General features: G+C 35.5%; 10 protein-coding genes and 1 pseudogene. 7 read left to right on the forward strand and 4 right to left on the reverse strand.

The window, feature by feature from the left end; all coding sequences use genetic code 11:
- Positions 1–47 precede the first annotated feature (47 nt).
- On the reverse strand, positions 48–992 hold the full coding sequence (gene rarD / locus J0N78_RS18805) for an EamA family transporter RarD (protein ID WP_209124666.1): 945 nt from the start codon (positions 990–992) through the stop codon (positions 48–50).
- Between the two features lie 150 nt (positions 993–1,142).
- Between rarD and J0N78_RS18810 the strand changes: the two genes are divergently transcribed.
- The gene (locus J0N78_RS18810; protein ID WP_209124667.1) at positions 1,143–1,970 is read left to right on the forward strand and encodes an alpha/beta fold hydrolase; all 828 of its coding nucleotides are present in this window, start codon (positions 1,143–1,145) and stop codon (positions 1,968–1,970) included.
- 85 nt (positions 1,971–2,055) lie between these two features.
- Here J0N78_RS18810 and J0N78_RS18815 read toward each other — a convergent pair whose 3' ends face one another.
- The 3 genes from J0N78_RS18815 to J0N78_RS18825 form a co-directional block, all read right to left on the reverse strand.
- Positions 2,056–2,568 (reverse strand): manganese efflux pump, encoded by a 513-nt coding sequence (locus tag J0N78_RS18815; RefSeq protein WP_209124668.1) that lies wholly within the window; start codon positions 2,566–2,568, stop codon positions 2,056–2,058.
- 131 nt (positions 2,569–2,699) lie between these two features.
- Positions 2,700–4,088: an MATE family efflux transporter gene (locus tag J0N78_RS18820; RefSeq protein WP_374193934.1), complete on the reverse strand. Its 1,389-nt coding sequence runs from the start codon at positions 4,086–4,088 to the stop codon at positions 2,700–2,702.
- A 58-nt stretch (positions 4,089–4,146) separates the two neighbouring features.
- On the reverse strand, positions 4,147–5,901 hold the full coding sequence (locus J0N78_RS18825) for a glycoside hydrolase family 13 protein (RefSeq protein WP_209124669.1): 1,755 nt from the start codon (positions 5,899–5,901) through the stop codon (positions 4,147–4,149).
- A 634-nt stretch (positions 5,902–6,535) separates the two neighbouring features.
- On the opposite strand from J0N78_RS18825, the gene J0N78_RS18830 reads away from it, so the two are divergent.
- From J0N78_RS18830 to J0N78_RS18855, 6 genes and pseudogenes are all read left to right on the forward strand, one after another.
- On the forward strand, positions 6,536–7,837 hold the full coding sequence (locus tag J0N78_RS18830) for a sugar ABC transporter substrate-binding protein (protein WP_247747429.1): 1,302 nt from the start codon (positions 6,536–6,538) through the stop codon (positions 7,835–7,837).
- Positions 7,838–8,023: 186 nt separating this feature from the next.
- On the forward strand, positions 8,024–9,355 hold the full coding sequence (locus J0N78_RS18835) for a sugar ABC transporter permease (RefSeq protein WP_209124670.1): 1,332 nt from the start codon (positions 8,024–8,026) through the stop codon (positions 9,353–9,355).
- A 5-nt stretch (positions 9,356–9,360) separates the two neighbouring features.
- Entirely contained in the window at positions 9,361–10,206 is an 846-nt protein-coding gene (locus tag J0N78_RS18840) for a sugar ABC transporter permease (RefSeq protein ID WP_209124671.1), read from the forward strand.
- 234 nt (positions 10,207–10,440) lie between these two features.
- Positions 10,441–11,457, forward strand: coding sequence for a LacI family DNA-binding transcriptional regulator (locus J0N78_RS18845; protein WP_209124672.1), 1,017 nt, complete (start codon positions 10,441–10,443; stop codon positions 11,455–11,457).
- Positions 11,458–11,631: 174 nt separating this feature from the next.
- Positions 11,632–11,808, forward strand: a pseudogene (locus J0N78_RS18850) (alpha-amylase family glycosyl hydrolase); the annotation flags it as partial.
- 91 nt (positions 11,809–11,899) lie between these two features.
- Entirely contained in the window at positions 11,900–13,567 is a 1,668-nt protein-coding gene (locus J0N78_RS18855) for a glycoside hydrolase family 13 protein (protein WP_209124673.1), read from the forward strand.
- The last annotated feature ends 1 nt before the right edge of the window (position 13,568 follow it).

A 13,568-nucleotide genomic window follows, 5' to 3' on the forward strand; every position in this document is an offset into this window, starting at 1 on the left:
AACTTTAATAAAAAACACCGCTATTTGTTAGTAGCGGTGTCTTCGTATTAACCTTGAAATGATTTTCTCTTTTGCAGAAACTTTGGTTCAAGCTTTGCAAACCATTTTGTCTTAGCTAGTGAAAAGATGAATAGGGCTGACCATATAAATAAAAATGAGCCTAGGTGAACGAGTGTAAAGGTTTCATGAAATAACATCACTCCAATGATGAGCATAAGGGATGGAGCAATATATTGAAAAAATCCAATAAGTGATAGAGATATTCTTCTAGCTCCGCTAGCAAATAGCAAAAGTGGTATTGCCGTTGCGATTCCTGCACCAATTAAAAGTAATAAGTGGCCTGGCGATTCAGAAGTAAAGGAACTTGAACCAGTTTGATTTAAATAAAAAAGGAAAAACAGTGCGAAAGGTGTCATCAGTAAAGTTTCAATCGTCAACCCTGTAATAGCCCCAACTTTGACCATTTTTTTACATAATCCATAAAGAGCAAAACTAACAGCTAACCCCAATGCGGCCCATGGAATACTCCCAAATTGTATAGTCATATGTAAAACACCAATAAGTGCTAATAAAACAGCAACCTTTTGCCAAAAAGATAATTTTTCCTTGAGTATTAGTACACCTAGTAGAACATTAACAATGGGATTAATGTAATATCCAAGACTAACTTCAATGACGTGTTCATGATTGACTGACCAGATAAATAAATACCAATTGATGCTTATGATCAAAGAAGCTATTATTATACTAACCAATTGATTTGGTTGAGATAATAGCTCCCTAACTTCTTCTATGAACCCTTTAAATTTTCCTAAAGCTAGTAAAATGATAAACATAAAAACTATACACCATACGACACGGTGGGCTAAAACTTCCTCAGCTGGGACATTGTTTAGGAGATTCCAATAAAGAGGAAAAATTCCCCAAAGTACAAAAGCTCCAATTGCAAACAAAGCGCCGATAGTATGTTCTTTTGATTGTTCTTGATCCAATGTAATTCCTCTATTCCAATTATAGTCATTTGTAAGACTATTTTATGGTGATTGGAAGTAAAAAGCAAGACTTTTAGGTACCCGAAATAAAAGGAAATGTTTAATATACATAAAAAATGATAGAATAGAAGAAATAGAAGTTTAGAGAGGATGCTTAATTTGGTATCGGTTCAGAAAAGGTTGCATCATAAAATATTTCCTCATAAGAAATCATTAGACTTACCGTGGGTTGTTTTACTGCACGGACTGGGTGGGAACTCGAAAATATGGTATAAGCAATTAAAGTATTTTAAGAAAAATTTTAATGTAATGACTATAGACCTTCCTGATCATCATCCGAATCCGGTATTTAAAGAATGGGAAGAGCAATGTTCTTTTAAAACATGTGCGAATATGATTGTTAATGTTTTAGATGAACATAAAATTAGAAAAGCTCATTTTGTTGGTATATCTTTAGGGTCGGTTGTTATATATCAGCTTATGAAGTCTCACGAAAATCGAATTCATTCTGCAGTATTAGGGGGGATGGTTATTCGTTTTAATAGGTTTTCTGAGACGTTAATACGCGTAGGCAGTGCTGTTAAAAATTTTGTACCTTATATGTGGCTTTATCGGCTATTTGCTCAAATAATGATGCCTAAAAGAAATCATAAAGCATCCAGAAATATTTTTATCGGAGAAGCAAAAAAAATGGGACGAACTTCTTTTTTACGTTGGTTTCAATTAGCGAATAGTGTTAGGGAGACAACGAATGGAGATCATATTAAAGTACCTAAGCTTTATATTTCCGGGAATGAAGATCACCTATTTGTTGAACTAGTAAAAGATCATCTCAAAGGCGACAAGCATGGAAAGTTACATGTTATTCCCAACTGTGGCCACGTATGTAACATTGAAAAAAGTGATGAATTTAACGAAATATCTAGTTCGTTTATAAATTCAATTGAAGAGATTTCACGATTAGAACGTGCGAAATAGTAAAAATGGTGGAAGTCAAAAAATACAAAATAAAAGCAGTTGCTATCTAAATCAGATGCAACTGCTTTTTTCGATTAAAGGAGTACTATAAAATAAATTTGCTTAACCCTAATATGATAAAAATGAAGCCTGGTAAAACCTCAAGATAGCGAAGGACAAAGGAGTTTTTGATCGTATATCCTTGGATAACACCAAAGATGACCGCAATAAATAAAAACACACCTACAAAAAAGGCAAAACTATAGGAACGTCCAGCTAAACCTGCTTGTACCCCATAAGCTAAACTATCAATATTTATAATGATCGCTAACCGAATTAAAAACGAAGGTTTATAAAGTGGTGGATCACTCATTAATTGATAAGCTCCGATAGCAATTAAGACAATACCGGAAAAACTTTTAATTATATCAGTCGGTATGAATTCACCGAATAAGTGTCCGAAAAAAAGTGCAACAAGCATGACAATTGATGTAAAGACTGAAAGGACTGTTAATGTAGATAGTTCAATTCGGATTTTTTTTAATCCAAAAATAAACCCGATTATAAAACCGTCAATACTTAGTAAAAATAGTGAAAAAATAAATGCTATTGGCTCCACTGTAACTCCTCCTCTTAATTATCATATTTATAAAAGGAGAAGTTATTATCTCTATTTTTAAAACTTATAGAAAATAGTAGAATGTGCCGTTCATATAGGAAGTATTAGTCATCTAATCTATATCGTTGGTTTCACTTTATCCCGTGTAACGCTTTTTCTTCCTTCTCTGTATGGTTTACGAATGACATCTGTTGCCATTTTCGACCACGCCAACGCCAAAGCATTAAGAGACCTCGAAGCCACTCATCAAGTATAAAAGCAATCCAAATACCGATTAATCCCATACCAAAGTAGATTCCTATTGTATAAGAGACGGTGACTGCAACACCCCACATTGAGAGAATTCCCATATAAACAGGAAATTTGACATCCCCTGCTGCACGTAAGGAATTAATGACTACAAGGTTAAATGCTCGACCTGGTTCCAAAATAATCGTTAATAATAATAGCAAACTGCCAACTTTAATTATGTCTTCATTCGATGTAAAAATAGAAAAAATTAAATCACTCAAAAGGTAAAAGATGATCGCCATTCCTGTTGAAACTGATAGTGCGATTTTTAAACTCCTTATACAACGTAAGTAGGCCACTTCCATTTTGTTAGCGCCTACTTGATGACCAACTAATATTTGCGTCCCTTGGCCGATCGCAACAGAAAAAAGTAAAATAAACATCATAATATTTTGCGTATAAACTTTTGTTGTAATCGCTTCAGTCCCAATCATTGCAATAAAATAAACAATGACAACTTGAGAAGTATTATAGGCAAGATGCTCCCCAGCAGAAGGGATCCCGATTTTAAGTAATGCCTTAATCTCATATTTTGGAAAAGAACGTAAAAAAGTAAATGGTAAAATTCCGTTAACTCTCTTATATAGTAGGAATAGTAACACAATCACTCCGATTGTACGACTGACTACCGTAACATAGGCAACCCCAGTTACACCAAGCTCAGGAAAGCTAAATGCTCCGAAAATAAATAAGTAGTTTCCGATTATATTAAAGATGTTCATTCCGATCGTGACATACATCGCATCCTTCGTAAATCCATGACTACGAAGGATTGCACCTATCGTCATAATTAAAGCCTGAATAAAGGAAAAACCACCAACAATTTGTAAATAAGTAACCCCATTATCCATAAGTTCAGGAGGTAAATTCATCATGCGTAGCAAAGTTTCACTAAAAAAGACTAGGATCAAACTTAATATTAGACCAAAAATAACATTTGCGAAAAGTGATACCACTGCGAACCGGTTGGCGTTCTCATCTTCTCCAGCGCCTAAGTGCTGAGCAACAAGAATACTAGTACCGGTAGCGATAAATCCAAACATGACGATAATGACAGCTAAAAGTTGATTTGAAACCCCAACAGCAGCTACGGCAACATCAGAATATTGACTTAGCATTAATGTATCAGCATTCCCCATAATCATATGAAGCATGATTTCGATAAAAATAGGCCATGTAATAGCAAATAAGGTTAATTTTCGTTTTTCGTGTTTATCGGTTTGGATGATACTCCCCCCTTTCTGATTACTAAAAAGCCTCTATTCCGGAGGCTTTTTCTACGAATGGTTATAGAATTACGATATAAAAACCGAATGATTCAATCTCTAGAGTAGCAGCTAATGTTTTCTCTTGTTGATCCCATAAATTAATACCGTGTTTCTGTTGATAAGCTTCTGGAACAGATATTTCTTTACTTTCATCATTATTATTAATAAGAATAAGTATTTCGTTTTCTTCGTCTTTTTTTCGATAAATAATAATGTTTTCTTCATCAGATGCTTCGATAAAGTTAAAGCCTTTATTCGTTCGAAATAGGGGATGTTTCTTACGTAACGTAATGAGTTTTTGTGTAAATGTGAACATTTCCTCGTCTTGTAGTTCTTTATCCCAAAGCATACACTTTCGGCAACCTGGATCTTGTTCTCCTGTCATCCCTATTTCATCGCCATAGTAGATACAAGGGGTTCCAGCCATAGTAAATTGAACAAGCATCTGCAGCTTTACTTTATCTTTATTGTTTTCTGTTAATGTTAATATCCTCGGTGTATCATGACTTCCGAGTAAATTGAATTGTACATCGTTTACTGTTTCTGGATAAAGATTACTTACAGAGGTGACGGCATTAGCAAACTCAGTTGTGCTTATATTTTCTTTTGCAAAATACTCGGTAATCGCAGTAGTCATCGGGTAATTCATTACTGCATCAAATTGATCTCCTTGTAGCCAAGGCATTGAATCATGCCAAATCTCACCTAATATGTAAGCATCGGATTTGGCGGTCTTCACAGTCTTTCGAAACTCTCGCCAAAAAGCATGATCCACTTCATTGGCCACATCTAAACGCCATCCATCGATATCAAATTCTTCAATCCAATAACGAGCAACATCTAGTAAATAGGCTTTTACATCGTCATTTTCCGTATTTAATTTCGGCATTGAAGGTACATAGGCAAATGTATCATAGTTAGCTGGTTCTTCTGGTTTTACTGGGAACCCATGTAGATGAAACCAATGTCTATATTGAGAGGATTCACCTTTTTCTAAAACGTCCTGAAATGGTTGAAAATAAAAACCGCTATGATTAAACACAGCATCTAACATGACCCGAATACCTTTCTGGTGACATTTTTGTACGAGTCTTTTAAAAGTTACTTTATCACCAAATTGTGGATCAATTTCCATATAGTCAATTGTATCGTATTTATGGTTGGAATACGCTTTAAAAATCGGAGTGAAATATAAGCCTGTAATGCCGAGCTTTTCTAAATAATCTAGATGATCAATGACACCTTGAAAATCTCCCCCAAAGAAGTTTTTAGGAGTAGGGTCGGCACTTCCCCATGGGAGTGTACCTTTCGGATTAATAGAAGGGTCTCCATTCGCAAAGCGCTCAGGGAAAATTTGATACCAAACGGTTTCGTTTACCCAAGCCGGAGGAGAAAAAACATCGATCTTATTTAAAAATGGAAAACAAAAATAATAGCTAACTTCTTTTGGTTGTTCTGAATAGAAACCTTTTTCTGTGTAAAAGAGAGACTCCTCTTCATTTTCAAGCAAAAAACCATACCGTAATCGGCGATGCAAAGGAGAAATTCCAACGAGCCAATAATCATGCAAACCATCGCTGCCGTTATAGAGCATTTCTTTTTTATATGAAACCCAACATTTTTGTTCATGATTGAAGTCATAAGGGTCACCGTATATGAGGTGAATCTTACTAACATCTTTTGTCTTCGTTTTAATTCGGATATGAAGGGTTCTTTCATCTAAAGCATATGCAAATTCATTTTTCGGTCGGTGATAAATGGCAGCTTTTAACATATGTACACACTCCTGATATAAAAGTATTTGAACAAAAAGGCTAGATCATAATAAACATATCTTTGTCATCTTCTCAACAACTTACTAACAACTTTAAAAATTGTCAAGCGTTTGCGCAATAGTTGAAAAACTATTGTTTCTTTATTTTTTAAAAGAGGAGCATTTCCTATAATAAGTTTACGTGATTTTCTTGAAAATCAGGCAATTGCGCACATGGAATTTAAGGGGAACATGAGAATATTACTTTGGAATGAAATAAATTTTAAAAAAGGTATTGTCAGTAAGAAAATTCGATTGTATAATAAGTGCAATAAGGTGCAAACGTTTTCACAGAGGTAGAGAACGGAGGCATTTTTAAAAAACCAAAGATGCAAACGGTTGCTCAATTTGAGGTTAGGTTCTTATATTTCTTTAGTAGATGGATAGACTGATAGGAGTTTTACAGAATAGAAAGTTCTATTGAATAGGAAAATAACGATATCTAGCCTAAATCAAGAGAGTGTTTTTGTAGTTAGTGAAACTGGACAAGCTAAATGATCTTCATTTTTTCTAGGAGGTGTATGGTCCTAATTCATTTAAGGTAAAACGTATTTTATTTTTTAACTAAAATTTATTTATAAAAGGGGAATCAGTTATGTTTAAAAAATCAAAAATTGTCACAGCGACTTTATTATTGTCAGCATCAATGCTACTAACAGCATGCGGTGGAGCAGAAGAAGAGGAAGTGCAAGAGAACGCTGGAGTTGGTGAAGAGACAGGAGAAGCACCAGAAGATTTTGAAGTTGTTCCTGAGGATGGAGCAGAACTACTATTATGGAGTGATGGTGATGAGCAGCTGGAGTGGGCACAATTGATGGCTGAGAAATTCGAGGCTGAATATGGTGTTCCTGTTCAAGTTGAGGAAGTTAGTCAAGAGGATGCACCAGAACGTTTAGCTACAGATGGTCCTCAAGGGTTAGCTGCTGACGTCTTTGCGTCAACTCATGACCGTATTGGTCGAGCAATCTCAGCAGGGTTAGTAATTGAAAACTTCTGGCCAGATGAATATGAAGAAGAATTTATGGAAGCGGCAATTACTGCAACTTCATTTGAGGGAGAACTATTCGGATATCCATCTGGTATCGAAACGTATGCACTTTATTACAACACAGATCTAGTTGAAAAAGCTCCTGAAACTTTAGATGAACTATTTGAAGTTGCTAAAGACTTAACTGATGGTAAGCGTTATGGATTTATGATGGAACCAGGGAACTTATACTTCTTATATGGTTTCCTTGGCGGTTACGGTGGGTATGTATTTGGTGATAACGGTACAAACCCAGAAGATATTGGCTTAAACAATGAAGGTGCGGTTGAAGGTACGAAAGCTATTTTACATCCGCTTCGTCATGAAATTCTTTCCTCTATGGCTGTTGAAGATATTACTTATGATGTTAGAACTTCTCTTTTTGAAAGTGGAGACCTAGCATTTGATATTAACGGTCCGTGGGCAGTACGAGGGTATGAAGATGCCGGAGTAAATTTCAATGTTGTACGACTACCGTTACTAGGTAATGGAGAAAATCCAACAAGTTTTTCTGGTACTCGTGGTTTCTATGTAAATGCATATACAGAGTTCCCAGATGCAGCATCATTATTAGCTAAATTTATTACGAATGAGGAAAACTTACTAACAGCTTATGAAATCACTGGTGCGCTACCTCCACGTTTAGCGTTAACAGAGCATGAAGATATACAAAGTAATCCGATTTCGGTTGGTTTCTTAGAGCAGGCTACACATGCTGTTCCTATGCCAAATATTCCAGAAATGCCTCTAGTATGGGATCCGATGGGTGCGGCATTTACAGAAATTTGGAATCAAGATGTAGATGTACAAGAAGCTCTAGATCGTGCTGTAAAAACAATAGAAAATGCTATTAGAGAGCAGCAACAATAATTTACAAAAAAGTAGTTGATCACTTATTTCTTTGAGATATGTGCTCTAATTAACATTTTAAAGGTATAACCTAATCAGTCAGTGAGTGTGGTTAAAGGTATCCCCCTAACCGATTCACTGGCTATCCATTTTATAAGCTAAAGTATTTTGAGATTTTATTTTTTCCAGTTAAAGGGGGAATAATCCATGATAAAAAAATTAGAAGCAAAAAGGTCACATAAAGACAAAAGTTATAGCAAAAATGCAGCTTTGCTATCTGTTCTCTTTATGGGACTTGGTCAAATGTATAACAAACAATATTGGAAGGGGATCGCCTGGGCTTTATTTGAAATATTGGTCTTGATATTCTATTTAAAACCGATAATGAGTGGTTTAAACGGTTTAATTACACTAGGAGAAACTCCTCAAGTTAGGCAAAGAGGAAGAATTGTTGAGCAGGGTGATCATTCTATATTGTTAATGGCTGAAGGTCTTATGATGGTTATCGTTCTTTTAGCTGTTTTAGTACTTTATTATTTAAGTGTTCGAGATGCTTATCTTGTTGGGAAGTTACGTGCACAAGGGCAAAGGGTGTTGAGTTTTAAAGAAACAATGCGTAATGTCTGGGACAATGGCTATGCGTATATTTTGATCACACCAACCGCTATTTGTATGGTTTTGTTAACCGTTTTCCCACTTGTTTTTACAGCATTAATAGCATTTACAAACTTTTCTTCACCGAACTATTTGCCACCAAGATCATTAGTTGACTGGGTTGGAATTGAACAGTTTTTACGATTGTTCACGATGGAATCGTGGAGAGGAACCTTCCTTGGTGTTTTTGCTTGGACGATTATTTGGGCGATTTTATCGACACTGTTAGTTGTGTTTGCTGGGCTTTTTGTAGCAGTCGTGCTATCGCAAAAAGTCGTAAAGTATAGAAAGTTCTGGAGAAATATTTTCATTATTCCTTGGGCTGTACCTGGATTTGTTAGTATTCTTATTTTTAGAAATATGTACAATGGCCAGTTTGGTGTTATTAATGAAATGTTACAAACCGTTGGAATCAATCCAATTCCTTGGCTTTCAGATCCAATGTGGGCAAAATTAGCAGTCTTATTGACGAATCTTTGGTTAGGTTTTCCGTTTTGGATGGCTCTTTTTACTGCTGTTCTAACAACAATAAGTAAAGATTTATATGAGGCAGCTGAAATCGATGGAGCGACAATTGTGCAACAGTTTCGTAAAATTACATTCCCGATCGTTATGGTCGCTGCGGTTCCGTTAATGGTCTTTACCTTTGCGTTTAACTTCAACCAGTTAACGTTTATTTATTTAATGACAGAGGGTGGACCAACGAACGCTAATTACAACTATGCAGGGCATACCGATATCCTATTATCGTGGATATTTAAAATGACATTAGATAACGGTCAATATGCGATTGCATCAGCTGTTGCCTTATTAGTGTTCCTGATCATTGCTGGATTTGCGTATTTCAATTTACGAAATACAAAAGCCTTGAAAGGGGAGGGATAATAAGAATGTTTGGTCCAAAAGTTGGAAAAGCAATTAACAAGTTTATCGTTTATAGTATTTTAGTTACGTTAGTGATTTTTTGTTTATTCCCAGTTTATTTTATCTTTATTGGATCCGTTAACCCAGGTTCATCGCTACACACATCTCAAGTGTTTCCAAGCCCTGCCAATTGGAATTGGAATCACTACCGATCGTTATTTATAGAACATGATTATATCAATTGGTATAAAAATACGATGTTTATTGCGACAAGCAATATGATCATTTCTACCGTATTTGGAGTTTTGTCTGGTTATGCTTTTTCAAAATTTAGATTTAAAGGGAAAAAGCAAGGTTTAATGGCGATTATTATTTTACAAATGTTCCCTACAATTATGGGGATGATTGCGATCTATACTTTATTAGGAACTTTCGGTCTTTTGGATACTCATCTTGGGTATATTTTAGTTTTAGCTGCAGGAAGTGTAGCCTTTAATACATGGATCGTGAAAGGGTTCTTTGATGGGATACCAAATAGTTTAATGGAAGCAGCTCGTATCGATGGAGCATCTAATACTAACATTTTCATTAAAGTAATGCTTCCGCTAGCTACGCCAATTATTGCGTTTGTTGCCTTTAATAGTTTTGTTGGTGCTAGTATGGACTTTATTATGGCAGAAGTTATCTTGCGTTCTAGTAGTAACTGGACATTAGCGCAAGGCTTGTTTACATTAGTTTCTGGCCAAGCGAATAATAACTTTACTGTTTTTGCAGCAGGTGCTGTTCTTATTTCAATCCCGCTTATGGTGTTGTTCTTTGTTTTCCAACGCTATATTGTAGAAGGTTTAACAGCAGGTGCTGAAAAAGGTTAATTTGTCATTAAGAAGGTGATTTCAAGTGCTTAAAGGTTTTAAACTACTTTCTATTATTTTATTGGTACTCGCTGGTGGGCTTTTTTTATACTCTGTATTGTTAATGTGGATTGTGACAACCTCTTAATGTGTTAAAAAGGAAATTTTTCTCATTAGCTTTAGAGGAAAATGATTGTCTAAAGCGTTTCCAACAGCTAAAATATAGATGAAATCACTATAGGGAGGTGGATACCGATGGCGGTCACTATAAAAGATGTCGCTAAGCGGGCGAATGTAGCACCGTCGACGGTATCACGAGTTATAGCAAATAGCTCGCGTATAAGCGAAAAGACGAAAGAAAGAGTTAGAGAAGCAATGCAGGAGTTAGGTTACCATCCTAATTTTAATGCAAGAAGCTTAGCGAATAAGAGCACGAAGACGATCGGAATTATCATGCCAAACTCAGCTAAGGTTGCCTTTCAAAACCCATTCTTTCCTGAAGTTATTCGGGGAATTAGTACAAAGGCACATCAGCAAGGATATGGTCTTTATTTATCAACAGGCCAAACCGAAGATGAAATTTTAGAAGAGGTAAAGCAAATGGTATACGGTGGACGAGTAGATGGGATAGTCCTTCTTTATTCTCGTGTCAATGATAAAATCATGCCGTTTCTAATTGAGCAAGAGTTTCCATTCGTTCTTATTGGCAGACCTTATAATATAGATGAAGATTTAGTCACTTATGTTAATAATGATAACTTTAAAGCGGCTAAGACTGTAACCGAATACTTGATGTTATTAGGTCATGAAAGGATAGGATTTATTGGTGGTAACTTAGATTATGTTGTAACAATTGATCATCTAAAAGGATACGAGCAAGCATTAAAAAATGCTAAAATTCCAATTCGAAAAGATTTCATTGTTCATCATGAGGAATTAGAAAAAGGCGGGCAAGATGCTGTGATTGAACTAATGTCACTTGAGCAGCGCCCGACAGCTCTAATTGTAGTAGATGATATTATGACATTTGGCGTGTTAAAAATGCTCTCCGATATGAATGTAAATGTTCCAGGTGATATTTCTGTTGTTAGCTTTAATAACGTAATGATTTCAGAGCTTTCGTCACCAACGATGACTACCGTTGATATTCATATTTATGAATTAGGTTATCAAGCAACGAATTGTCTAATTAGTAAGATCAATGATCCGGAATTTAGGGAGAAAAAGGTTATTGTTCCTCATCGGTTAGTGAAAAGACAATCATGTAAATAAAAAAAGGCAGTCCCATCAGCAAAGTGCATACTTGCAATACAAGAAGTAGTTTGTAGTGAAATTTTTCTACTACACGAGTTTGTATGCCGAGGAGAGAGTTATGCACTTTTGGGGGCAGCCTTCTTTTTTTAGGTCTTTTTAAACTACTATTATGAGCGTTAATGAAATTGAAGCTGGTACGAAGGATTGAAAGGAAAAGGTACGAACTCACAGTTTTTGAATAATCATGACCATACTCGGCAAGTGACTCGTTATGGGAATGATCGTAAGAATCGTGTGGAATCAGCTAAATTAATAGCAACAATGATTCATACTTTGCCTGGTATTCCATATATCTATCAAGGAGAAGAAAAAAAGTGAAAACAAAAGTACACAGTGCGCAAACGATTGCTCTATTGTGGGATTTATGTTATTTTTATGGTAGAGAAGGAGGAATACTCGAATGAAAAAGAAATGGTGGAAAGAAGCGGTAGCTTATCAAATATATCCTCGTAGTTTTATGGATTCAAATGGTGATGGAATTGGTGATATTCAAGGCGTCATTTCTAAACTCGACTATTTAAAAGATCTTGGAATAGATGTTATTTGGATCTGTCCAATTTTTAGTTCTCCTAATGATGATAACGGCTACGATATAAGTGATTATAAAGGAATTATGGAAGATTTCGGAACGATGGCTGACTTTGATCAGCTTTTAAAAGAAGTGCATGATCGTGACATGAAATTAATCTTAGACCTTGTGATCAACCATACGTCAGATGAACATCCGTGGTTTATTGAGTCACGATCTTCTAAAGAAAATCCATATAGAGATTATTATATTTGGCATTCAGGGAAAAATGGTAAAGAACCGAATAATTGGGAATCGATTTTTAGTGGATCTGCTTGGGAGTACGATGAAAAAACAAAAGAGTATTACATGCACGTTTTTTCTCGTAAACAACCTGATTTGAATTGGGAGAATCCTAAAGTAAGAAAAGATTTATATGAAATGGTAAATTGGTGGTTAGATAAAGGAATTGACGGTTTCCGTGTAGATGCGATTTCTCATATTAAAAAAGTACCAGGGTTTCCTAATCTGCCAAATCCAATGAATAAGCGGTATGTACCATCGCTAAAAGGACATATGAACCGCGAAGGGATTCATGTTTTCCTTGAAGAACTTAAGCGTGAAACATTTGCAAAATACGATATTATGACTGTCGGTGAAGCGAATGGAGTAAAGGTAGACCAAGCTGAAGAATGGGTTGGAGAAGAAAAAGGTTGTTTTAATATGATCTTTCAATTCGAACATTTAGATCTTTGGGGAAAAAGTACCGACGGCGGTTTAGATCTCCCTGCTTTAAAAGAAACATTAACAAAATGGCAAAAAGGTCTTGAGGGCGTCGGTTGGAATGCATTATTCCTAGAAAACCATGATCAGCCTCGTTCTGTTTCAACTTGGGGGGATAGTGAGCAATACTGGGAAAAATCAGCTAAATGTTTAGCGACGATGTATTTCCTAATGCAAGGAACGCCATTTATCTACCAAGGACAAGAAATCGGCATGACGAACGTTAAGTTTACTTCGATTGATGACTATAACGATGTAGCGATTAAGAATTTATATAAAAGTGAGATTGAAGATGGGAAAACACATGAGGAAATCATGGAGGTAATTTGGAAGAACGGGCGAGATAATTCGAGAACGCCGATGCAATGGAACGATGAAACAAATGCTGGTTTTACAAATGGAACCCCGTGGTTAAAAGTTAACTCAAACTATACTGATATTAATGTTGAAAAGGCAATGCAAGATCCAAGCTCAATTTATCATTATTACAAAAAGCTGATTCAACTTAGAAAAGAACAATCAGTATTCATTTATGGTACGTATGATCTTATCGCAGAAGACCACGAAAAAGTTTATGCTTATACGAGAACGTTAGATGATGAGGTTGTTTTAATCATTACGAATTTATTTGCTGAAGAAACAGAGTTTAGCTTACCAAAAAGTTTAAAAAATAAATCTAAAGAGCTGTTAATTAGCAATTATCAAGTTTCTTCTGAAGAAGGAACCGATTCTATCGGATTAAAACCTTATGAAGCAAGAGTTTATAAACTAAAATAAA

Source organism: Alkalihalobacillus sp. BA299 (genome assembly GCF_017745675.1).
Classification (GTDB): Bacteria; Bacillota; Bacilli; order Bacillales; family Bacillaceae_F; genus Alkalihalobacterium.